Genomic DNA, 21,810 nt, shown 5'->3' on the forward strand with positions numbered 1-21,810 from the left:
TCGTTATTTGCTTAAATTAGGAGAGTTTCTTTGTCTGATCCTGTTGCTCAACCTGCCAATGCCATTGATGCATTACAACAAGGCGGTGTGATTGTTTACCCAACCGAAGCAGTATTCGGTCTTGGCTGTGACCCTGATAATCAAGCTGCTGTAGAAAAGCTACTAGCAATCAAACAACGCCCCGTTGAAAAAGGCTTAATTTTAATTGCTGATAATTATGGTCAGTTATTAAAGTATGTTGATGATGCTAAGATCCCGATGGATAAACGTGCTGATATTTTTTCGCAGTGGCCGGGTGCAATTACATGGGTAATGCCAGCGGCAAAAGAGACACCTAAGTGGTTAACAGGCCAGTTTGATAGTATTGCTGTACGTGTCACTAATCATCCAACTGTTAAAGCCCTTTGCCAGCAGTTTGGTAAACCAATGGTTTCAACCAGCGCAAACTTAACCGGCCAGCCTACAGTGATGAGTATTACGCACGCTAAAAGTGAGTTCGCTGATCGTGTTGATTTTTATGTCGATGAGCCACTCGGTGGCAATAGTCAACCTAGTGTGATTAAAGATGCAATGACCGGCAAAGTATTCAGAGGATAAACATGCAAAGCGAGCTACTCCAACACGTAAAAACATACCTAATGGCCCTACAAGATAGCATTTGTAAGGGCCTTGAAAACGCCGATGGCAAAGCAAAATTTGTTGAAGATAATTGGCAGCGCGAAGAAGGCGGCGGTGGTCGTACGCGGGTGATTCAAGGGGGAGATGTTATTGAGCAAGGAGGAGTCAACTACTCGCATGTATTTGGTGCTTCAATGCCAGCATCAGCGACGGCTCATCGTCCAGAACTTGCTGGTCGTAGTTTCCATGCGTGTGGTGTATCGCTGGTGATCCACCCAAAAAACCCACACATTCCAACTAGTCACGCTAATGTACGCTTTTTTATTGCTGAAAAAGACGGGGAAGCGCCTATCTGGTGGTTTGGAGGTGGTTTTGATTTAACACCTTATTACCCTGTTTTTGAAGATGTACAGCATTGGCACCAAGTTGCGCATGATTTATGTCAGCCGTTCGGTGACGGTGTTTACGATAAATATAAAACCTGGTGTGATGATTATTTTTACTTAAAGCACCGCAGTGAAACTCGCGGAGTAGGTGGTTTATTTTTTGATGACCTAAATGAGCTTGGCTTTGAGCAAAGCTTTGCTTTCATGCAAGCAGTTGGTAATGGGTTCTTAGACGCTTATTTACCTATTATTGAGCGTCGAAAAGAGACACCAACAACAGAGCAACAGCGAGATTTTCAACTTTATCGCCGTGGCCGTTATGTCGAATTTAATTTAGTGTGGGACCGAGGCACCTTATTTGGTTTACAAACCGGCGGGCGTACAGAGTCTATTTTGATGTCGATGCCACCATTAGCACGCTGGGAATATAACTATGCACCTGCGGTGGATAGCCCTGAAGCGAAGCTATATCAATATTATTTACGCCCACAAGCATGGCTTAACACAACAGAAGAAGCGCTTATTGCTCGTCAGTGGCAGCTTTAATCGAGTGCTGAAATAACTCTAAACAACTTTGCGTTGTCATTATCTACGGTGGTGACAACGTTTGTTCTGCTTGGCAGCTCTGCCAAAATGCTAAATAAAATTTCGCTTTTCAAAATAGCCAGCTCATGCTCAGAAGTCTTAATGGGAGCACTGATTTGCGTTAGACACTTTGTGTTATCACACGCATAAAAGTCGAGCTTCACTTCATAAAATTCAGGGTGCTGAATCAATGTGTCAAAGCCTTTTATAATGAGCTGTTCATAATCATCACTTTTAGTTGTTTTATCTGAAGTAAGCAGTGAGTTGGCAATAAACTGAATATCATCGTGGTAAAGCAGGTCGTTTGAGTAGGCCGTTTCAGTGAAGGGATGTGAATCTCGAGAGAATGAAGCATACAAAACGGCAATAAGCCCAGCACACACTAAACCTGCACACACTAAAAGAGTAGGGGGATATTTCATTTAAACGTCCATATCTGTCGCGAAATAGTGTTCTCTACTCTATCAGTTGTGCATAAAATGCGCAATTTAGCTTAATTTAAAACGCCTTACTTGCTCATCTAAAGAGCGTGCTAACGACACTAACTCTTCACTGACTTTTTGATTTTCATGGGCATCAACCAAGGAATGTTCGGCATTATCACTAATCGCGACAACACTTTGGTTTATTTCTTCTGCGGCTAAATTTTGCTGCTCTGTGGCATCGGCAATTTGCACGTTGAGTTGGTTTATTTCACTCATCTGTGCTGAGATATCACGCAGTGCTTTTGCCACTTGTTTTACTTGCACAGCCCGCTCATCGGCTTCTGCACTCGAATTATTCATGGTATTGACCGTTTGGGCCGCCTCGTGTTGTAACTTATCAATAGTGCGGCGAATTTCGTCTGTTGAGTCGTGTGTTCTATTCGCCAACGTTCTTACCTCATCAGCAACAACCGCAAAGCCTCGTCCAGCTTCACCTGCACGTGCCGCTTCAATGGCTGCATTCAAGGCCAGTAAATTGGTTTGCTCGGCAATGCTGCTGATCACTTCAAGAACTTTACCAACATCGAGGGTTTGCGCTTGCAATTGTGATACTTGATCTGCGGCTGCTCTTACATCTGCTGCAAGCTGATTAATACTCAGCTCGGTGTGTTCCGCTACTTCTAAGCTTTGCTGTGCAAGTTGGTTACTGTGTTCTGATTTTTCAGACGCAAAGTGAGTGGTATTTTTCACTTCACTTGATGAGCTTTCAAGTTCATTTATCGCAGCAGCCACTGAGTCTGTGCCTTGTTTTTGCTGCAAGATGGCTTGCTCTGTGGCGTCGGCCGAAGCATAGATGCTCTCGGCAGAGTGGATCAGCACTTTAGATGAATGCGACACTTGCGCAATGTTGTCTTTAAAGGCGCTAATCATGTGGTTAAAGCTGGTGGCCAATGAACTTAACTCGTCATTGTGGTCATCATTAATATTGAGGCTCAAATCTTTATTGGTGGTTGCTAAATGCATGGTATGACTGATGATTTTTAATCGTTTTATAAAAATCTTTCTGAATAACATGGCCAGTAACATAAAAGCAGCAATAAAAATGGTTGATAACAATAAAGTATTCATCAAGGTGTTTTGTGACACTTCATGCTCAATATCAGCCAGTGAATAACTGATTTTTACCACCCCAAGAACATCACCTTCCTGTGCTTGATGGCACCCTAGACAGTTCGTGCCTTTATAATCACGTGTTGCAAACATGGGTTTTAAGTAGGTCATGGTGCTGTTGTTTTTATCGATATACAGCGCTTCGGTGCCTTTTAATGCATCGCGCTCAGCGTCAGTATTCGCTGCTTGGTTCGCATTTCCGGGGCCGTAGAGCTTATTAACAATAGCGCTGCGGATAATGTGCGCGTCTTCAATGTTTTCATGGCTTCTTAATTTATTACTCAGAATTTCTCTGTTTGCCATTGTGCCTGTTAACATCATGGTATTGATAGAGTCAAAGTAGTTATCGGCTAGTAACTTAATATTACTTTCAACGGTATCTTGCGCGAGGGCTTGTTGCTGCTGAGCACTGCTAAATATGCTGGCAAATAAGACCAGCACACCAGTAATTGCAAGCAATGTATAAATTTTAAATTGGATAGACTTCACTTGACGACGCTTCCACTAAACTAAGGAAAGAGTATTATCTTTATTTAGAAAAAGCGTATATTGATATAGCTCAAGCTTAGCTAATTAATGTTGATTGATCATGTGGCTGGCAAGTTGTGAAAGAGACTGTCTTAACCCTTCACGCAATAAAGGATTATCGATTTCGATATCCAGCGTTTTATTCATACAATACATCCATTGATCACGTAGGTCTTGATCAATTGGGAATGGCATGTGACGCTTTCTGAGCATCGGATGACCGTATTTCTCTACGAAGAGATCGGGGCCGCCTAACCAACCGGAAAGAAATTCAAAAAACACTTGGCGAATTCTATCAAGTGGTTGTGGATGCATATCATATAATGGTTTGGCGTATTCATCACAGGCCATTATGTCGTAGAATCGGTTTGCAATGGCACGAGCACCGGCTTCACCACCAATAATTTCGTAAGGTGTTTTTTCTGGCGTGGGTGTTTCAGGCTCTGCTTTCGATTTAGAAAAAAGTCGTTTAATCATAATATTAATAAAGCTCTACAAGGCAAAGAGGTTGCTTCACTATGGATAAATACGCGGTTTTTGGAAATCCAATAAAACACTCGAAATCACCCGCAATACATAAACAGTTTGCGACCTCATTAGGTGAGCAAATTGATTACAGCGCCATTTTAGCACCAACCGATGCATTTGAAAAAACCGTATCACGCTTTTTCGCTGCGGGTGGCAAAGGTGCTAATGTTACTTTGCCTTTTAAAGAGCAAGCGTATGCAATGGTTGATGAGCTAAGTGAACAAGCGAAAGTCGCCGGTGCGGTAAATACGATTAAACGCCTTGACGATGGTCGTTTATTTGGCGACAACACTGACGGTATAGGTTTAGTGAAAGACTTACTGGCCAATAATGTCACGTTAAAAGCAAAACGGATTTTGTTGATTGGTGCCGGCGGTGCAGCACGTGGCGTAATTCAACCTCTCTTAAATGAGCGTATCGCGACGTTGATCATCGCGAATCGCACTGCCGAAAAAGCACATATGTTAGCTTCTATTTTTGCAGAGCAAGGAGATGTTAAAGGGTGCGATTTAGATGAAATACCGAATGAACACTATGATATCGTGATTAATTCTACTTCGAGCAGTGTTACAGGTGACTTACCCGGTATTGCTCAAGAGCATGTCGCTCACTGCTCATGTGCCTACGATATGTTTTACGCCAATCACGCCACCGCATTTATAAGCTGGGTTAAAGCCGTTAATCCTAGCTGTATTACACTGGATGGCAGTGGCATGTTGGTTGGACAAGCCGCACAAGCTTATTATATATGGCGTAATAAAATGCCAGAAATACTGCCCGTGGTTGCTGCATTAAAAAGTGGAGAACTCGCATGAACCAAGCGATTCAATTTATAGATAGAGTTGAATACAAGGCACAAGACAAACTGCTTGTGTTTTATGCACAAGTCAGTGGAATGATGGTCGAGTGTGTTATCGACACGGATAAATATGATTTTGCTGATCAAAGCGGCGCGATCAATTACTTTGAAACACACCGCTTTGACTATGAAGAACTAGCCGAGCAATTAATAGAAGACGAGCAGTACAACTCGGCAGGACAAATAGTATTAACAGAGGTCTTTTAACTTCTCTGCAATATATTCATCTTTAAGTTGCACATAATTGTCAGCAGATAACGTTAAAAAGGCACGCTCTTGCTCAGTGAGAGGGCGAGCCTGTTTGACAGGGCTTCCGACATATAAGTAACCAGACTCTAACCGCTTATTCGGGGGGACTAATGAGCCTCCACCAATAATTACATCGTCTTCAACGATAGCGTTATCCATAACAATGGCACCCATGCCAACAAGAATACGGTTGCCTAGTTGGCAGCCATGTAACATCACTTTATGTCCAACAGTGACATCATCACCAATAATAAGTGGATAACCGTCAGGGTTTGACTTACTTGCTCGGGTAAGATGAAGAACACTGCCATCTTGAATATTAGTACGCTCACCGATGCGTATATAATTAACATCACCACGTGCTGCAACTAAAGGCCACACACTGCTGTCTTTGCCAAGCTTGATATCACCGACTAAAACGGATGATTCATCAATATAAACACTGTTATCAAATGTAGGAGTGATCCCTTTATAAGAACGGATAGTCATAAATTCACCTTAAATCGTCAAAATGCGCTAGCTCTAGTGTAACAGTGAAGTAAGAAAATTCACTAAAAGGCGCTAAAGTTGATTGTTAAACACTCAGTTTTAGGGCGTTTAGCTCAAAAGCTGAGCGAACAGTGCGTTTTTTTAAATTTTATTGAAAAAAGTGCTTGCGTAAAAAATCCATCTCCCTATAATGCGACCCCACTGAGACGGGAGACAGCAACGAAAGACGCTGAGCAACGTAGCAAAGAGTTAAGTAAAACTTCGGTTTTAAATCTTCAAAAGGAAGTTTAAAATTAAGTGTTGACTCTAAAAAATAAGGATGTATTATACGCATCCCTAGCGACGAAGTCGCACTGTTCTTTAACAATATAAAGCAATCATCTGTGTGGGCACTCGTACAGATTGAGTTCTAACAGCGAAGCTACTTAGGTAGTAACGCAAACAAATTTAGAGTCTCAATTTAAACTGAGTGACCAACGGAAATAAGTTTACTTATTTCAGCACAGTCAATTCAACATCGAAAGATGTTAAATAAATTCAGAATTCATTGAGCATGTCCGCTCCCTTATGGGAAGGACAGAAAAAACTTTTAATTGAAGAGTTTGATCATGGCTCAGATTGAACGCTGGCGGCAGGCCTAACACATGCAAGTCGAGCGGTAACAGAGAGTAGCTTGCTACTCTGCTGACGAGCGGCGGACGGGTGAGTAATGCTTGGGAATGTACCTTATGGTGGGGGACAACAGTTGGAAACGACTGCTAATACCGCATAATGTCTTCGGACCAAAGCGGGGGACCTTCGGGCCTCGCGCCATAAGATCAGCCCAAGTGGGATTAGCTAGTTGGTGAGGTAATGGCTCACCAAGGCGACGATCCCTAGCTGGTTTGAGAGGATGATCAGCCACACTGGGACTGAGACACGGCCCAGACTCCTACGGGAGGCAGCAGTGGGGAATATTGCACAATGGGCGCAAGCCTGATGCAGCCATGCCGCGTGTGTGAAGAAGGCCTTCGGGTTGTAAAGCACTTTCAGTAAGGAGGAAAGGTTGGATGTTAATAGCATTCAGCTGTGACGTTACTTACAGAAGAAGCACCGGCTAACTCCGTGCCAGCAGCCGCGGTAATACGGAGGGTGCGAGCGTTAATCGGAATTACTGGGCGTAAAGCGTACGCAGGCGGTTTGTTAAGCGAGATGTGAAAGCCCCGGGCTCAACCTGGGAACTGCATTTCGAACTGGCAAACTAGAGTGTGATAGAGGGTGGTAGAATTTCAGGTGTAGCGGTGAAATGCGTAGAGATCTGAAGGAATACCGATGGCGAAGGCAGCCACCTGGGTCAACACTGACGCTCATGTACGAAAGCGTGGGGAGCAAACAGGATTAGATACCCTGGTAGTCCACGCCGTAAACGATGTCTACTAGAAGCTCGACTCTTCGGAGTTGTTTTTCAAAGCTAACGCATTAAGTAGACCGCCTGGGGAGTACGGCCGCAAGGTTAAAACTCAAATGAATTGACGGGGGCCCGCACAAGCGGTGGAGCATGTGGTTTAATTCGATGCAACGCGAAGAACCTTACCTACACTTGACATACAGAGAACTTACCAGAGATGGTTTGGTGCCTTCGGGAACTCTGATACAGGTGCTGCATGGCTGTCGTCAGCTCGTGTTGTGAGATGTTGGGTTAAGTCCCGCAACGAGCGCAACCCCTATCCTTAGTTGCCAGCGATTCGGTCGGGAACTCTAAGGAGACTGCCGGTGATAAACCGGAGGAAGGTGGGGACGACGTCAAGTCATCATGGCCCTTACGTGTAGGGCTACACACGTGCTACAATGGCGCATACAGAGTGCTGCGAACCTGCGAGGGTAAGCGAATCACTTAAAGTGCGTCGTAGTCCGGATTGGAGTCTGCAACTCGACTCCATGAAGTCGGAATCGCTAGTAATCGCGTATCAGAATGACGCGGTGAATACGTTCCCGGGCCTTGTACACACCGCCCGTCACACCATGGGAGTGGGTTGCTCCAGAAGTGGATAGTCTAACCTTCGGGAGGACGTTCACCACGGAGTGATTCATGACTGGGGTGAAGTCGTAACAAGGTAGCCCTAGGGGAACCTGGGGCTGGATCACCTCCTTATACGATTTAGAACTTATTTGTTCGTAGTGTCCACACAGATGATTGTTAGTTAGAGAAACAATGCTTATTGTTTGGGTCTGTAGCTCAGTTGGTTAGAGCGCACCCCTGATAAGGGTGAGGTCGGTAGTTCAAATCTACTCAGACCCACCACTTCCATGAAGTGGAAACAGTAAGTACCAGCATATGTGGGGCTATAGCTCAGCTGGGAGAGCGCCTGCCTTGCACGCAGGAGGTCAGCAGTTCGATCCTGCTTAGCTCCACCACTTTTACTCCTTAAAAATAAACATTCTTATCAGGTAATAAACTGCTTGAGAATAGAGTGTGTTTAATTTTGAGAAGTTAATTCTCTTGCTCTTTAAAAATTTGGAAAGCTGATAATAAAATTCTGATGAATAACGATTGTTATTTATCAAGAGTTTTCAAAAGTAAAAATATGCCAATTAATCGACAGATTAATCGGTATCTACTTTAGTATTCTCATCATTATTTGATGAATTAACTTCTGGCGAAGTTAACAGCTGTCACTAACAAAGACCCGTTTGGGTTGTATGGTTAAGTGACTAAGCGTACACGGTGGATGCCTTGGCAGTTGGAGGCGATGAAGGACGTATTAACTTGCGATAAGCCTAGTCAAGCTAGTAAAAAGCACTTGAGACTAGGATTTCCGAATGGGGAAACCCACCTGCTTGCAGGTATCTTGCACTGAATACATAGGTGTAAGAGGCGAACGCGGAGAACTGAAACATCTAAGTACCCGTAGGAACAGAAATCAACCGAGATTCCGGAAGTAGCGGCGAGCGAAACCGGACCAGCCCTTAAGCTTATTATGTGTTAGTGGAACATTCTGGAAAGTATGACGATACAGGGTGATAGTCCCGTACACGAAAATGCATCTTAAGTGAAATCGAGTAGGTCGGAGCACGTGAAACTTTGACTGAATATAGGTGGACCATCATCTAAGGCTAAATACTCCCAACTGACCGATAGTGAACCAGTACCGTGAGGGAAAGGCGAAAAGAACCCCTGTGAGGGGAGTGAAATAGAACCTGAAACCGTGTACGTACAAGCAGTAGGAGCCCACTTGTTGGGTGACTGCGTACCTTTTGTATAATGGGTCAGCGACTTATATTTTGTAGCGAGGTTAACCGATTAGGGTAGCCGTAGGGAAACCGAGTCTTAACTGGGCGTTGAGTTGCAAGGTATAGACCCGAAACCCGGTGATCTAGCCATGGGCAGGTTGAAGGTTGAGTAACATCAACTGGAGGACCGAACCCACTAACGTTGAAAAGTTAGGGGATGACCTGTGGCTAGGAGTGAAAGGCTAATCAAACCGGGAGATAGCTGGTTCTCCCCGAAATCTATTTAGGTAGAGCCTCGGACGAATACTTACGGGGGTAGAGCACTGTTAAGGCTAGGGGGTCATCCCGACTTACCAACCCTTTGCAAACTCCGAATACCGTAAAGTACTATCCGGGAGACACACGGCGGGTGCTAACGTCCGTCGTGAAGAGGGAAACAACCCAGACCGCCAGCTAAGGTCCCAAAGTCATAGTTAAGTGGGAAACGATGTGGAAAGGCCCAGACAGCCAGGAGGTTGGCTTAGAAGCAGCCACCCTTTAAAGAAAGCGTAATAGCTCACTGGTCGAGTCGGTCTGCGCGGAAGATGTAACGGGGCTAAACTATGCACCGAAGCTGCGGATTCAAAATTTATTTTGAGTGGTAGGGGAGCGTTCTGTAAGCCGTTGAAGGTGTACCGGGAGGTATGCTGGAGGTATCAGAAGTGCGAATGCTGACATGAGTAACGATAATGCGGGTGAAAAACCCGCACGCCGGAAGACCAAGGGTTCCTATCCCATGTTAATCAGGGTAGGGTAAGTCGACCCCTAAGGCGAGGCCGAAAGGCGTAGTCGATGGGAAACGGGTTAATATTCCCGTACTTGGTATAATTGCGATGGGGGGACGGAGCAGGCTAAGCAAGCATGGCGTTGGTTGTCCATGTGAAAGTGAGTAGGTTGAGAGTTTAGGAAAATCCGGACTCTTAAGACTGAGACACGAGACGAGCCACTAAGGTGGTGAAGTTGTTGATGCCATACTTCCAGGAAAAGCCTCTAAGCTTCAGATTATACCGAATCGTACCCCAAACCGACACAGGTGGTCAGGTAGAAAATACTAAGGCGCTTGAGAGAACTCGGGTGAAGGAACTAGGCAAAATCGTACCGTAACTTCGGGAGAAGGTACGCTCCGATTGGTGATGAGACTTGCTCTTTAAGCTGATTGGAGCCGCAGTGACCAGGTGGCTGGGACTGTTTATTAAAAACACAGCACTGTGCAAAATCGCAAGATGACGTATACGGTGTGACACCTGCCCGGTGCCGGAAGGTTAATTGATGGGGTTAGTTTTCGGACGAAGCTCTTGATCGAAGCCCCGGTAAACGGCGGCCGTAACTATAACGGTCCTAAGGTAGCGAAATTCCTTGTCGGGTAAGTTCCGACCTGCACGAATGGTGTAACCATGGCCACGCTGTCTCCACCCGAGACTCAGTGAAATTGAAATCGCAGTGAAGATGCTGTGTACCCGCGGCTAGACGGAAAGACCCCGTGAACCTTTACTACAGCTTGGCACTGAACATTGAACCTACATGTGTAGGATAGGTGGGAGGCTTTGAAGCAGAGACGCTAGTCTTTGTGGAGCCGTCCTTGAAATACCACCCTTGTAGTTTTGATGTTCTAACGTTGGCCCCTGATCGGGGTTACGGACAGTGCCTGGTGGGTAGTTTGACTGGGGCGGTCTCCTCCCAAAGAGTAACGGAGGAGCACGAAGGTTGGCTAAGTACGGTCGGACATCGTACGGTTAGTGTAATGGTAGAAGCCAGCTTAACTGCGAGACAGACACGTCGAGCAGGTACGAAAGTAGGTCATAGTGATCCGGTGGTTCTGAATGGAAGGGCCATCGCTCAACGGATAAAAGGTACTCCGGGGATAACAGGCTGATACCGCCCAAGAGTTCATATCGACGGCGGTGTTTGGCACCTCGATGTCGGCTCATCACATCCTGGGGCTGAAGTCGGTCCCAAGGGTATGGCTGTTCGCCATTTAAAGTGGTACGCGAGCTGGGTTTAGAACGTCGTGAGACAGTTCGGTCCCTATCTGCCGTGGGCGTTTGAGAATTGAGAGGGGTTGCTCCTAGTACGAGAGGACCGGAGTGAACGAACCGCTGGTGTTCGGGTTGTCATGCCAATGGCATTGCCCGGTAGCTACGTTCGGAACTGATAAGCGCTGAAAGCATCTAAGCGCGAAGCAGGCCTCGAGATGAGTTCTCACTAGACTTTTAAAGTCTCTGAAGGGCCGTTGAAGACTACAACGTTGATAGGCAGGATGTGGAAGTGGTGTGAGCCATTAAGCTAACCTGTACTAATTACCCGTGAGGCTTAACCATACAACGCCAAACGCGTTTTATGACAGCGTAACAGACAGAAGTTAGTATACTAAAGTAGATTTACGATTATCAGATTTCCAGATTTTAGTTAATTGCGAGTGCGATTAACAACCAAATTTGCTTGGTGACAATAGCGTTTTGGACCCACCTGATTCCATGCCGAACTCAGTAGTGAAACGAAACAGCGCCGATGATAGTGTGGCATTTGCCATGTGAAAGTAGGACATCGCCAGGCTCCTAATTAGAGAAACCCGATTCGAAAGAGTCGGGTTTTTTGTTGCCTGTAGAAAAATAAAATACCCAACCAAGACCCCTACGACCTATATCTTTGTAAGCATCGTGTTGCATTGACCATGTGAAAGTAGGACATCCTACTGCGTAGCGCACCATGGCTCCTAATTAGAGAAACCCGTTGCAGCAATGCAGCGGGTTTTTTGCGTTCAGGGCTAAATCGTCCAGTATCATACTGAGATTGCATACAGAGATAAAAGACGCATCAGCGCAAGATGAAGAGACGTAGGAGGCACTTTAGTGCCGAAGTGTCTGATATGCCCTTCACACATAACCACTGACATTCACGGCTAAAGCCGTTCCCACGCTTCTTAATCACAATGACAGAAGTGCAAGGGGCTCTAAATCGCTCATTTCACTTCTGGCTCAAACAATTAGGACGTAGGAGGCACTTGAGTGCCGAAAGTGTCTGATATGCTCTTCACACATAACCAGAGACATTCACGGCTAAAGCCGTTCCTACGCTTTGTAATCACGATGTTCAATCACGCTTTCCATGTTGTTTAATCATGATGACAAGGTTGAAGGCTCTAAAATTGGCTACTTCACTTTACGCTAACCAAATTAGCGCGTAGGTGGCACTTGAGTGCCGAAAGAGTCTGATATGCCCTTCACACCTAATCACTGATATTCACTGCTAAAGCCGTTTCCATGCTTTATAATCAGATGTTTAATCACGATGTACAAATCAAAAGTGAATAGAGTAGTGGGCTCAAATCTTTAAAATAGGCCTACTTTATCAAGCATTCATTCTCATCTATTAATAATGAGTCTTCACTTGGCAAGCTGCCTGACGAATTAGTACCCTATTTACCCTTTGTTGCAATTTTCATCTTGGTTTAGTACCTGAGCTATGTAAAACTAATCGGGTTTTTAACCACAATCAGGTGACATGAATGTCTCAAATAAAAGCTTGGAAACTTATTAGCCTGTTTTGTTTGGTAAGCTTGCTTATGGGCTGTGAGTCGAAGGAAGAGCAGCTGAAACAAACAATACAACAATCCATAGAAAAAGCTGAAGTAGAGTTAAATCAGTTGGGTACTGCGCTTGATAATGGCTCTCTTCGTAATGCGACTTTACTTAAACAGTATGCAAAGGTCCTCACGGAGCAGCAACCACAACTTTCTGAAATTGCGCGTGTTATTAGCCTTGATGCAACCCGAGAAGGTGCTATTTACAGTGGGCTTAAACAGCGTTTAGCGGATGTCAAAGCAACGAGCTTAATTCCGCCTTATGAAGACACCCTTCATCAACTTGATTTAATTCGAGACGCCGCAAAACCGTCTTTATTCCAAGACGCTTTAACTGACCCAATAAATATGCTCGCCGATATGTCAAACGGTGCGCTTGCGCGTGTTGGGGCAATTAGTGAGGCTGCAGAAGGTGAAAGCGTAGGAAATCAGCTTGTTGGCAACCCTAATTACGGCCAATGGCAAACCAATAGTAGCGGCACTAGCTTTTGGGTTTGGTATGGTATGTATCGCATGCTCGGTGATGTGTTTGATCGTGTTGAATATGGTCGTTGGAGCCGCAACAGAAAATACAGCTATTACAATGACTATGGCCGTTATCGTTATTCGAGCCCTAAACAAATTAAGGCACAACAAACTGTTGAGACACGAACACGCCAGTCTTATCAACGTCAAGGTAAACAATTCACTAGCCCGTATGCAACCAAGCGAAGCGGTGCATCAGGGTTAAGCCGTAGCAGCTATACGCCGCCACGCACACGTAGTAGCTATGCTTCTAGTAGTAGTTACAGTAAAAGCTCCGGGTCATTACGCAACAGCTCGAGCAGAACATCACGTGGCATTAGCCGCGGTAAGTAGTGAAAAGAATAACCATCGGAGTTACAACACATGTATGAATTTAATGGAATAACAACGTGGTCATTGCAAGCTTTAGCAATCGACTTTGCAATCATTATCGCCTTATTTGTAAGCTTAAAGTTTATTAAAGGCTGGGTATCTAATCTACATGCCAATGATGAGATTACGGAACGTGACAACTTTGCGTTTGGTATTAGTTTTGCAGCAGGGCTTGTTGCGTTAGCCATTGTACTTAGCGGTGTGAGCAGTGGTGCATTTGCAGTCAGTTTACAACAAGAAGCACTACAAATGCTGGTCTATGGTGTAATGGCGATTGCGCTCATTAAGCTTGGTCATTTCTTCCAAGATAAAGTGGCGCTGCGTAAAGTGAGTTTGCATGACGAAATCGTCAAAGGTAATGCAACAGCTGCACTTATTGATTTTGGACATGTTGTTAGTGTTGCCATTGTTATTCGTTCAGCTTTATTTTGGGTTGCTACTGAGGGGTGGCATGGTCTTCCGATAGTAATAGCCGCATTTGTGATTGGCAGTATCGCCATGTTGTTGGTGAGCCAATACCGAGTTCAGCTGTTCAAACGTACAAATCGCAGTGGTGATTGCTTACAGCAAGCGGTGATTGACGGTAATTTAGCAGTGGGAATTCGTTATGCAGGCTTCTTAGTGGGCAGTGCATTAGCACTTACTGCAGCATCAGGCATAGCCCCGTACGCTGCGGATAATATTGGAGCAAGCTTAGGATATTGGGCATTGAGTGCCGCGCTAAGTATCGTAGCCTTTATTTTATTGCACTTACTAACGATTAAAATCATTTTAGCAGGGTGTGATATTTCCGATGAAGTTAATCGCCAGAAGAATGTCGGTGTAGCGGCAATTTCTGCTGCGGTATCATTTGCTATAGGCTCTACCATGGCCACGTTGTTAGGTGCTTAATTAAGTGTCTCATACAGCGGCTTCGCCAAGTAGAGCCTCTCTACTTGGGCATGATTTTTTATTAATTACTGTGATGGCCGTACTCGCTGGGTGCGGCCTAATTTATGAATATCTACTATCGCATTATGCAGGGCGTGTTCTTGGCTCTGTTGAGAGCGCCATTTATGCCATGATAGGCACAATGATCGTGGCAATGGGGATCGGGGCATTTTTAGCGCGTTGGTTTAAAGACGCATTTACTGCATTTGCATGGCTTGAAAGTATCATTGCCTTAGTCGGTATGGGGTGTATTTTAGCAATTGCCAGTGTGATAGCTGTTAGTTATTCATTGCCTCATCTCTTCTCTAGCATCTTTAACTTACCAGCAGATACAGTACTGGATGGCTATGTATTTGAAAAGCTACAAGAGTGGTCGCGTTTTTTACCTTATGTATTTGGTCTGTTGCTTGGGCTTTTAATCGGTATGGAAATCCCGTTAATAGCACGTATTCGTCAGCAAGTTTATGGCCGTTTTTTAGAGAACAACGCGGGTACGATTTACGGTGCTGATTATATTGGCGCTGGGGTCGGTGCTGCAATTTGGGTGAGTATTATGCTGGCAATGCCAATCATGCAGGCTGCTGCTTGGACGGCATTGTTTAATATTATTGCCGGGCTGATCTTTTTATGGCGTTACCATCAACACGTGCGTTTTGCGAAGGTGTTATTAATGTGTCACGTGTTGCTATTAGTATTTTTCGCTTTTGTGTTAGTGCTTGGTACGAGCTGGATGAAAAATCTTAGTAACGTTTTATATAAAGATAAAGTCATCTACTCGCAAGCAACTAAGTATCAGCACTTGGTGTTAACCGAGCGTTTGAGTCGCAATCAGCCAACTGCGATCACAGATTTATACCTCAATGGTCGTTTGCAATTTTCAAGCGTTGATGAGCAAATTTATCATTCGATGCTGGTGTATCCTGCGATGCTAGCTTCAAATCGCCATGACCGTGTGTTAATTATAGGCGGCGGTGATGGGTTGGCGCTTCGCGATGTTTTGAAGTGGCCAGTAAAGCATGTCACCTTGGTTGACTTAGATGGTCAGCTGTTAAACTTATTTGGTAATGATGTGGGCGACTATGATGCGCCAGAGACTATCAGAAAACGCTTAATTGAGCTGAATAATCACTCGATGAGCGATCCTCGAGCACAAATCCGTATTGCAGATGCCTTTTTGGAAGTTGAAGCTATGCTTGCGAAAGGAGAGCGTTTCGACACCATTTTAATTGACTTACCAGACCCCAATCATCCTGACTTAAACAAATTGTACAGTGATTATTTCTATAATCATGTTCGTCAGTTATTAGCCCCAGATGGTGCAATGGCAGTGCAGTCAACGTCTCCTTATCACGCCAAAAAGGCGTTCTTAAGCATTGCCAAAACAGTCAGGGCTGCCGGTTTTAATTACGTAGAGCAATACCAGCAAAATATCCCTTCATTTGGCCAATGGGGATGGACTATTGCTACCACCACAGGCAAGCCTGCGAGTAGCCGAATTCGCGAAACAGACAAATTACCAGTACCTTCTCGCTGGGTTAGTAAAGAGTATTTATTGGCATCTTTTGTTTTTCCGAATCATTATTTTGAACAAGTAAATACAATTGAAGTCAATAGATTAGGTTCTGGAACTCTGTATGATTATTATCGTCAAGCGTGGCAAGTTGAAACCGAATTGTACAAAAATTGATATTTTATAGTTGACATAATATGTCGGCTATGCAAATCTTAACTCAGACATAATATGTCAAAACGTAAAAAGGTGAGACATGGAATTAAATGAACTATCAATCAAACTGGCTTCTTTTGAAACAGAAGGTGTGAGCTTTGAGTCTTTCTTGATTGCCAACCCAGGCGAACAAGATGTATTGCAAGTTATCGTCGATGGGAATGATGAGTTACCTATCTTTGTTACGCAAACCGAGGAGCAGCTACTGTGTATTAGCTACTTGTTTGCAGAGGACGAAGTAAAAGCAGATATGCGTGATGAGTTAAACGAAACCTTATTACGTTTGAACGTGCCTATTCCATTAAGCGCATTTGCAAAGATTGATGATAAGTACGCTATTTTTGGTGCACTGTCGGTTAATTCATCGTTTGATGATATTACCCATGAGCTGGTAACACTCGCTGATAATGCGATTGATGCACTTGAAGCCGTGACGATTTATTTAAACGATTAATTAGCAATTTCTGGAGTTAAGATTATGAGTATTTTAAAGAAACTATTTACAGCTGTACGTGGTGGCGCTCGTGAAGCAGGGCAAGCGATTGTTGATGCAAACGGTATCCGTATCTTCGAACAAGAAATTGCTGATGCACAAAACGCGTTACAACGTGCTAAAAAAAGCCTAACAGAAGTGATGGCAAAAGAGATGCAAACAAAGCGCAAAATTAGTGCGTTAGATGCCTCTATTGCTGAACATGAAGCCTACGCAGGCCAAGCGCTTGAAAAAGGCAATGAAGCATTAGCGCTTGAGATTGCTGAGAAAATCGGTGACTTTGAAACAGAAAAAGCAGAGCATGAAGGCGTGTTAGCCGGTTTTAGTAATCATATTGTGACACTAAAACAGCAAGTAAAAGAAGCTGAAAAGTCGATTAAAGAGAACCAACGTCAATTAACGATGGTTAAGACAACTGAAAGCGTGCAACAAGCAACGATGGCAGTAAACAGCACACTGAATACAAACAGCTCATCAATGACATCTGCGCGTGAGTCATTAGAGCGCATTAAACAGCGCCAACAAGACCGTCAAGATCAGCTTGGCGCAGCTAAGCAGTTAGAAGCGGATACGAATGGCGATGATTTAAAAGCGAAAATGGCTGAAGCGGGTATTGGTGATACTAACCCTAAAAGTGCAGACATTTTGGCGCGCATTAAAGCTAAGCAAAACAGCTAATTTTATTAGCGGAAAGACAAAAGGTAACCCATGCACAGGGTTACCTTTTTTGCTTCAACAAGGAGTCAGCCAATGTTTAACTTTTTCAAATCTAAAAAAGCCCCAGAGCGCCAATTAACTGAACCTAGCCAATTACAAGTAGGTGATATGCTGAGCGTGATTGATTCGTTTGCTTATCCAAACTGGTTAAAGGGGCAGACATTACGTGTTATTGATGTACAAACGTATCAGTACCAACGCAGTGCTGAGTATGAGCTCGTTCTTGAGAGTGAATCGGGCCAAGTGGTGTTCTTGCAAATTGAATCTGATGATGGTGAGCAATGGGCAAACTTCGCGATTAAAATTCAACGCGATGATGTAGACGAAATATTTACGCTTGATGAGTTTGCACGTATCTTCGATGAAGATGAGTTAACCACAATTAGCGTGCAAAACACCCCTGAACGTTTTAGCCACTTTTTAGCTAAGAGCTACAAGCAAACTGAAGCGCCTTATGTATGTTATTTCCATAATAAAGATTATCGCAATAAACCATTACCTCGTTACGAAGATGAAGGCGGTGAACCATGCGAAATGATTTGTTTAAGCTCGGATGACGAGAGTTATGGCTTGAACATAGAAATTTGGGAAGGTGGTGAAACCGAGGTATCACTCACGTTAACACGCCCGATCAGTGATATTGTTGATTTATTTCCTGGGGATGCCAAGTGAGTGATGCAAAAGCAAAATGGCAGCGTCAGGAGCAAGCGGTTCGTGCCACGCAAATGGCGTTTGATCTAAGCAGTGAAGTACAAAAATCAATTAAAAAGCAAGCAATTGATCAAGAACTGACCCCATCAGATATGATTCGGAAAATTCTTGAGCTCGACGTTAAGTCTAAAAAAACCAGACAACGCTTATCGTTTAATTTAAATGACGAAGAAATTGCTCTTTTAGCTGCGCGTTTTGGTGTTGATGCAGATGATAAACGTGCGGTAAAGCAGCGAGTTGCAGAGCTATTGATTGCCCACAGCCAACGTAAATAAGGGGTGTAGTTTTGCCTTTGTGACATTAAGCCCTTACACTGAGGGGGAGATGTTTTAAAGAAGTGGCGTGTTGTGGATATTATTTTAATTGCGTATTTAGTTATTTTTGCATTATTTGGCACCGCCGCAAGTTACTTTGTGCGTTACATTTATGCTTACTGGGTGCACAACACGATGCATGTGCACTACATCTATAAGGCCGGAGTGTGTATCATCAGTGTGGTGATTGTATCCGGCCTTATGACATTATTTACTTAATTTCGATTGCTTGGCATTGCTCTGAAATACACAAAGATTGTACAGGCAAAACTGGCGAGCAGTCGTTAACACTTAACGGTTGTTCTGAATCTTTTTCTAATGAAGTGATCTGCTCAGCCAGCTGCTCGGCCTGCTCTTGTGGGGTGTTTAGCGTTGAATAAACCACATAGCGGCTTGGGCCACCACATGCGCGCTCACCTACTTCTAACACCTTACACTGGAAGCTTGCACTGCAACTATTGTTACTTACGATCTCGTCCAGTTGTTCATTTAAATCACTTAAATCAACACCTGTAGAGCCGCCAACAGAGGTGCTCTCACAGCCTGTTAATGCAAGCGCTGCCAACATCGTTGTGGTGATGAAAAGTTTATTGAAAGTCGATGAACGAACCATTATTGCTTATTCCTTAGTATACACTTGCCGCTGAGCCATCGATTTTAACACAAGTATTTGCAGAACACTGTGTGCCTGGTGCCGTTAGATGCTGACAAATACTCATAACGTCATTGGCTGCATTGTATTGGCTTTCAAGGCTCGTGATTTTTTGGGCTATTTTCTCAACTTCACTGCTATTGGCTGTTTTAGTTGAATACACAACATAGCTGCTTGGGCCACCGCATGCACGGCTACCAACAGGAAGTACTTTACACTGGCTGCTGTTATCGCAGCTTGGGTCTTGAATGAGTTGTTTGAGCTGTTGATGGGCAGCAGTAATTGTTGTTTTTTCGGGTGCCGACTTGCTGATTTCAACTGCTTGAGGTGCATTTTCAAGTTTACTGGTTGTTGCTTGTAATTCGGTTTGTTTGGTTGTTGCTGCATCAGAGCACGCGGTAAGTAGCGCGGGAAATAATACAGCTAAAAGTGAAAAGCGCATAATGGACCTATAAATCGTTGAATAAGTACTCACCATCATACACTTTGCACTCAGAGGGGCAATAAAAACGTTGTCTTTCAGTAAGTAGCTCTGTCATTACAGAGCTACGTTGTGTACAGGTTTAATTGCTATAAGCCACCTTTTGTAAGCTTTGCAGGGTCGAGCAATGTATTCAATTCTTCGCGTGAAATGTCAGTATGCTCAGCGGCAACATCAATAATAGGGCGACCTTCTTGATAGGCCAGTTTGGCAATTTTAGCGGCTTTCGTATAGCCGATCACCGGATTAAGTGCGGTGACTAAAATAGGGTTTTTAGCTAATGCTTTATCAACATTGTCTTGATTAACACTGAAACTGGCAATGGCTTTATCGGCAAGTGCCTCACTACTATTTGCCAACAGCTCAATGCTTTGCAGTATGTTTAATGCAATCACGGGTAACATCACGTTAAGCTCAAAATTACCGGCCTGACCTGCTACTGTAATGGTGGCATCGTTACCAATGACTTGCGCACTGACCATGGCGGCAGCTTCTGGGATCACAGGATTCACTTTACCAGGCATGATCGATGAACCGGGCTGTAAAGCTTCTAATTCAATTTCACCTAGACCAGCAAGCGGACCTGAGTTCATCCAGCGTAAGTCATTGGCTATTTTCATTTGCGCCACAGCTAAGACTTTGAGCTGTCCAGATAATGAAACAATGGCATCTTGTGAGCCAATGTTGTAAAAAAAGTTTTTACTTGGACTGAAACGGATACCTACGTTTTCGCTTAGGTGTTGGCAAAAAGTAGCAGAAAATGCAGGGTCTGCATTGATACCAGTACCAACCGCGGTGCCTCCTTGAGCCAGCTCGCAAACACGCTCAAGTGATTGGCGTATGCCTGTCATTGCGTTATCGATTTGGCATTGCCATGCTGAGAGTGTTTGCGCAAAACTGACGGGCATTGCATCCATTAGGTGAGTACGCCCCGTTTTAATAATATGACCCACTTCAGCTTGTTTACTCTGTAAGCGTTGGCTCAGCTTGTCTAGTTTAGGAAATAACTCGTAAATAATATTAATTGCGCTGCTGACGGCAATTGCCGTGGGGATCACATCATTAGAACTTTGCCCCATGTTGACGTCATCATTCGGGTGTACTGGCTCATTAGCAAGGGTCGTTGCCAGTGTGGCAATAACCTCGTTAGCATTCATGTTCGAGCTGGTGCCGGAGCCGGTTTGGAATACATCGACAGTAAACTGCGAAAAGTGCTTACCATCAATGATGGCTTGGCAGGCTTGTTCAATCGCATTCGCTTTTACTTGGCTCAAATGTCCTAGCGCTGCATTACTCTGCGCCGCTGCTTGCTTAATGTAGGCAAGGGCAGTAATAAATTGCTTTGGCATGGTCAAGCCGCTAATTTTAAAGTTGTTGATAGCACGTTGAGTTTGAGCTTGATACAAGGCATTTACGGGAACGTGTAGCTCACCCATACTATCTGATTCGGTTCTAAATTTGCTCATAAACACTCCTAAATAGGGTTAAACTCTTGACTTAGAACGCAGGCTTCTCGCTCTAAGCAAAAATATTTTTCAATACAGTTATGAGTTTTGTAGTAACGCTTTAACGCGAGCTGCGGTTTGTAGAGTTGAGCTAAACATTGCTTACGAATAGCATTGTGAACTAGAGAATCGCACATTTTCTCAAGTAGTTCATGAAACGTACGCCTTAAATACAATTCTTGTAAAATAAAGCTTTGATGTTTTTCGTAATAGCGTGCGATGTTTAATCCCGCTTCAATATAGCCCGCAACCAACGCTGGAGCATGAAGCCCCGGTCTTTGACAAACACATTTCATTTGCCGCTGATAATTGAGCATAGCATTGTGAGAGTACATAAGAAAACCGATTAGCTGTAATGATAACTATTATCATTACAGCTAATCGGTTTTAGTGCAAGTCTTATATGACGGTGTTAAGACTGAATAGATTAACTGCAGAGGTTTAATTATAACCAAGAATAAAAATCTGGTCTGTTTCATGTTTTTTCGGCGCCTGTACATTTTCTTTATTGCATTGAGAAAGAAGGTCAATCACGGTTGCTCTGTCATCACAACTTGTTAAGGCGGCTTTTTCGCTTTCTGCACGCTCGCTCGCGGCAATGGCTGCATCGACAGCAGTGTAAGGTGAGATATACATTATATTGCTCCTATTGGTTTACTCATTACTGAATTTGCATAAGCTATACCAATCATGTTTATAAAATATAATCCTTTGAATT

Annotated in this window: 22 protein-coding genes, 2 tRNA genes and 3 rRNA genes; 18 read left to right on the top strand and 9 right to left on the bottom strand. The window is 44.0% G+C overall.

Annotated elements, in window-relative coordinates:
• Positions 1-30 precede the first annotated feature (30 nt).
• On the top strand, positions 31-597 hold the full coding sequence (locus H3302_RS00140; protein WP_036973653.1) for an L-threonylcarbamoyladenylate synthase: 567 nt from the start codon (positions 31-33) through the stop codon (positions 595-597).
• A 2-nt stretch (positions 598-599) separates the two neighbouring features.
• The gene (gene hemF / locus H3302_RS00145; RefSeq protein WP_065978269.1) at positions 600-1,550 is read left to right on the top strand and encodes an oxygen-dependent coproporphyrinogen oxidase; all 951 of its coding nucleotides are present in this window, start codon (positions 600-602) and stop codon (positions 1,548-1,550) included.
• Here hemF and H3302_RS00150 read toward each other — a convergent pair.
• From H3302_RS00150 to H3302_RS00160, 3 genes are all read right to left on the bottom strand, one after another.
• A complete protein-coding gene (locus H3302_RS00150; RefSeq protein ID WP_065978268.1) occupies positions 1,547-2,011 on the bottom strand; it encodes a hypothetical protein in 465 nt (154 codons plus the stop codon). The two genes, hemF and H3302_RS00150, sit on opposite strands and share 4 nt — an antisense overlap.
• Before the next feature lie 66 nt (positions 2,012-2,077).
• Positions 2,078-3,673 carry a methyl-accepting chemotaxis protein gene (locus tag H3302_RS00155; RefSeq protein ID WP_074989752.1) on the bottom strand — a complete coding sequence of 532 codons (1,596 nt, stop codon included), beginning with the start codon at positions 3,671-3,673 and terminating at the stop codon, positions 2,078-2,080.
• 84 nt (positions 3,674-3,757) lie between these two features.
• Positions 3,758-4,189, bottom strand: coding sequence for a group II truncated hemoglobin (locus H3302_RS00160; protein WP_036973648.1), 432 nt, complete (start codon positions 4,187-4,189; stop codon positions 3,758-3,760).
• A 41-nt stretch (positions 4,190-4,230) separates the two neighbouring features.
• Here H3302_RS00160 and aroE point away from each other — a divergent pair, with 41 nt between their 5' ends.
• Entirely contained in the window at positions 4,231-5,055 is an 825-nt protein-coding gene (gene aroE / locus H3302_RS00165) for a shikimate dehydrogenase (RefSeq protein ID WP_065978266.1), read from the top strand.
• Positions 5,052-5,306 (top strand): DUF1488 domain-containing protein, encoded by a 255-nt coding sequence (locus tag H3302_RS00170; RefSeq protein WP_036973646.1) that lies wholly within the window; start codon positions 5,052-5,054, stop codon positions 5,304-5,306. The genes aroE and H3302_RS00170 overlap by 4 nt, the downstream gene beginning before the upstream one ends.
• Here H3302_RS00170 and H3302_RS00175 read toward each other — a convergent pair.
• The gene (locus tag H3302_RS00175; protein ID WP_182395928.1) at positions 5,289-5,837 is read right to left on the bottom strand and encodes a gamma carbonic anhydrase family protein; all 549 of its coding nucleotides are present in this window, start codon (positions 5,835-5,837) and stop codon (positions 5,289-5,291) included. The two genes, H3302_RS00170 and H3302_RS00175, sit on opposite strands and share 18 nt — an antisense overlap.
• A 78-nt stretch (positions 5,838-5,915) precedes the next feature.
• Here H3302_RS00175 and H3302_RS00180 point away from each other — a divergent pair, with 78 nt between their 5' ends.
• The 14 genes from H3302_RS00180 to H3302_RS00245 all read left to right on the top strand — a co-directional run bounded on the left by H3302_RS00180 (position 5,916) and on the right by H3302_RS00245 (position 18,673).
• Entirely contained in the window at positions 5,916-6,128 is a 213-nt protein-coding gene (locus tag H3302_RS00180) for a hypothetical protein (RefSeq protein WP_182395931.1), read from the top strand.
• A 299-nt stretch (positions 6,129-6,427) separates the two neighbouring features.
• Positions 6,428-7,968, top strand: a 16S ribosomal RNA gene (locus H3302_RS00185).
• 73 nt (positions 7,969-8,041) lie between these two features.
• Positions 8,042-8,118: transfer RNA gene (locus tag H3302_RS00190), tRNA-Ile, on the top strand.
• 37 nt (positions 8,119-8,155) lie between these two features.
• Positions 8,156-8,231 (top strand) — tRNA-Ala (locus tag H3302_RS00195).
• Between the two features lie 287 nt (positions 8,232-8,518).
• A 23S ribosomal RNA gene (locus H3302_RS00200) occupies positions 8,519-11,404 on the top strand.
• Between the two features lie 120 nt (positions 11,405-11,524).
• Positions 11,525-11,639, top strand: a 5S ribosomal RNA gene (gene rrf, locus H3302_RS00205).
• Together the 16S, 23S and 5S rRNA genes with 2 tRNA genes alongside form the textbook arrangement of a ribosomal RNA operon.
• A 952-nt stretch (positions 11,640-12,591) precedes the next feature.
• Positions 12,592-13,524 carry a hypothetical protein gene (locus tag H3302_RS00210; protein WP_036974313.1) on the top strand — a complete coding sequence of 311 codons (933 nt, stop codon included), beginning with the start codon at positions 12,592-12,594 and terminating at the stop codon, positions 13,522-13,524.
• Between the two features lie 30 nt (positions 13,525-13,554).
• Positions 13,555-14,454, top strand: coding sequence for a DUF350 domain-containing protein (locus tag H3302_RS00215; protein ID WP_118843872.1), 900 nt, complete (start codon positions 13,555-13,557; stop codon positions 14,452-14,454).
• A 4-nt stretch (positions 14,455-14,458) separates the two neighbouring features.
• The gene (locus tag H3302_RS00220; protein WP_036974318.1) at positions 14,459-16,180 is read left to right on the top strand and encodes a polyamine aminopropyltransferase; all 1,722 of its coding nucleotides are present in this window, start codon (positions 14,459-14,461) and stop codon (positions 16,178-16,180) included.
• A gap of 79 nt (positions 16,181-16,259) precedes the next feature.
• Complete coding sequence (locus H3302_RS00225) at positions 16,260-16,673, top strand: YjfI family protein (protein ID WP_036974320.1); 414 nt, start codon at positions 16,260-16,262, stop codon at positions 16,671-16,673.
• Positions 16,674-16,697: 24 nt separating this feature from the next.
• The gene (locus tag H3302_RS00230) at positions 16,698-17,390 is read left to right on the top strand and encodes a PspA/IM30 family protein (protein ID WP_036974322.1); all 693 of its coding nucleotides are present in this window, start codon (positions 16,698-16,700) and stop codon (positions 17,388-17,390) included.
• A 72-nt stretch (positions 17,391-17,462) separates the two neighbouring features.
• Positions 17,463-18,101 carry a hypothetical protein gene (locus H3302_RS00235; RefSeq protein WP_036974324.1) on the top strand — a complete coding sequence of 213 codons (639 nt, stop codon included), beginning with the start codon at positions 17,463-17,465 and terminating at the stop codon, positions 18,099-18,101.
• The gene (locus H3302_RS00240) at positions 18,098-18,415 is read left to right on the top strand and encodes a hypothetical protein (RefSeq protein WP_036974326.1); all 318 of its coding nucleotides are present in this window, start codon (positions 18,098-18,100) and stop codon (positions 18,413-18,415) included. Before H3302_RS00235 ends, H3302_RS00240 begins: the two co-directional genes overlap by 4 nt.
• A 72-nt stretch (positions 18,416-18,487) precedes the next feature.
• Positions 18,488-18,673: a hypothetical protein gene (locus tag H3302_RS00245; RefSeq protein WP_036974327.1), complete on the top strand. Its 186-nt coding sequence runs from the start codon at positions 18,488-18,490 to the stop codon at positions 18,671-18,673.
• On the opposite strand, the gene H3302_RS00250 is transcribed toward H3302_RS00245, so the two are convergent.
• From H3302_RS00250 to H3302_RS00265, 5 genes are all read right to left on the bottom strand, one after another.
• Positions 18,666-19,067 (bottom strand): hypothetical protein, encoded by a 402-nt coding sequence (locus H3302_RS00250; RefSeq protein WP_036974328.1) that lies wholly within the window; start codon positions 19,065-19,067, stop codon positions 18,666-18,668. The genes H3302_RS00245 and H3302_RS00250 overlap by 8 nt on opposite strands.
• Positions 19,068-19,080: 13 nt before the next feature.
• Positions 19,081-19,548, bottom strand: coding sequence for a hypothetical protein (locus H3302_RS00255; RefSeq protein WP_036974330.1), 468 nt, complete (start codon positions 19,546-19,548; stop codon positions 19,081-19,083).
• A 128-nt stretch (positions 19,549-19,676) separates the two neighbouring features.
• Complete coding sequence (locus H3302_RS00260) at positions 19,677-21,053, bottom strand: lyase family protein (protein WP_182395933.1); 1,377 nt, start codon at positions 21,051-21,053, stop codon at positions 19,677-19,679.
• 8 nt (positions 21,054-21,061) lie between these two features.
• A complete protein-coding gene (locus tag H3302_RS19820; RefSeq protein ID WP_051501991.1) occupies positions 21,062-21,388 on the bottom strand; it encodes a hypothetical protein in 327 nt (108 codons plus the stop codon).
• Positions 21,389-21,533: 145 nt separating this feature from the next.
• Positions 21,534-21,728 carry a hypothetical protein gene (locus tag H3302_RS00265; protein WP_036974335.1) on the bottom strand — a complete coding sequence of 65 codons (195 nt, stop codon included), beginning with the start codon at positions 21,726-21,728 and terminating at the stop codon, positions 21,534-21,536.
• Positions 21,729-21,810 lie beyond the last annotated feature (82 nt).

Source organism: Pseudoalteromonas sp. MT33b, assembly GCF_014117385.1.
GTDB lineage: Bacteria > Pseudomonadota > Gammaproteobacteria > Enterobacterales > Alteromonadaceae > Pseudoalteromonas > Pseudoalteromonas lipolytica.

Bases quoted from the DNA above. Each gene is read 5' to 3' on its own strand.
- hemF (WP_065978269.1), top strand. From the start codon at position 600: ATGCAAAGCGAGCTACTCCAACACGTAAAAACATACCTAATGGCCCTA.
- H3302_RS00150 (WP_065978268.1), bottom strand. From the start codon at position 2,011: ATGAAATATCCCCCTACTCTTTTAGTGTGTGCAGGTTTAGTGTGTGCT.
- H3302_RS00160 (WP_036973648.1), bottom strand. From the start codon at position 4,189: ATGATTAAACGACTTTTTTCTAAATCGAAAGCAGAGCCTGAAACACCC.
- aroE (WP_065978266.1), top strand. From the start codon at position 4,231: ATGGATAAATACGCGGTTTTTGGAAATCCAATAAAACACTCGAAATCA.
- H3302_RS00170 (WP_036973646.1), top strand. From the start codon at position 5,052: ATGAACCAAGCGATTCAATTTATAGATAGAGTTGAATACAAGGCACAA.
- H3302_RS00175 (WP_182395928.1), bottom strand. From the start codon at position 5,837: ATGACTATCCGTTCTTATAAAGGGATCACTCCTACATTTGATAACAGT.
- H3302_RS00210 (WP_036974313.1), top strand. From the start codon at position 12,592: ATGTCTCAAATAAAAGCTTGGAAACTTATTAGCCTGTTTTGTTTGGTA.
- H3302_RS00215 (WP_118843872.1), top strand. From the start codon at position 13,555: ATGTATGAATTTAATGGAATAACAACGTGGTCATTGCAAGCTTTAGCA.
- H3302_RS00225 (WP_036974320.1), top strand. From the start codon at position 16,260: ATGGAATTAAATGAACTATCAATCAAACTGGCTTCTTTTGAAACAGAA.
- H3302_RS00230 (WP_036974322.1), top strand. From the start codon at position 16,698: ATGAGTATTTTAAAGAAACTATTTACAGCTGTACGTGGTGGCGCTCGT.
- H3302_RS00235 (WP_036974324.1), top strand. From the start codon at position 17,463: ATGTTTAACTTTTTCAAATCTAAAAAAGCCCCAGAGCGCCAATTAACT.
- H3302_RS00250 (WP_036974328.1), bottom strand. From the start codon at position 19,067: ATGGTTCGTTCATCGACTTTCAATAAACTTTTCATCACCACAACGATG.
- H3302_RS00255 (WP_036974330.1), bottom strand. From the start codon at position 19,548: ATGCGCTTTTCACTTTTAGCTGTATTATTTCCCGCGCTACTTACCGCG.
- H3302_RS00260 (WP_182395933.1), bottom strand. From the start codon at position 21,053: ATGAGCAAATTTAGAACCGAATCAGATAGTATGGGTGAGCTACACGTT.
- H3302_RS19820 (WP_051501991.1), bottom strand. From the start codon at position 21,388: ATGAAATGTGTTTGTCAAAGACCGGGGCTTCATGCTCCAGCGTTGGTT.
- H3302_RS00265 (WP_036974335.1), bottom strand. From the start codon at position 21,728: ATGTATATCTCACCTTACACTGCTGTCGATGCAGCCATTGCCGCGAGC.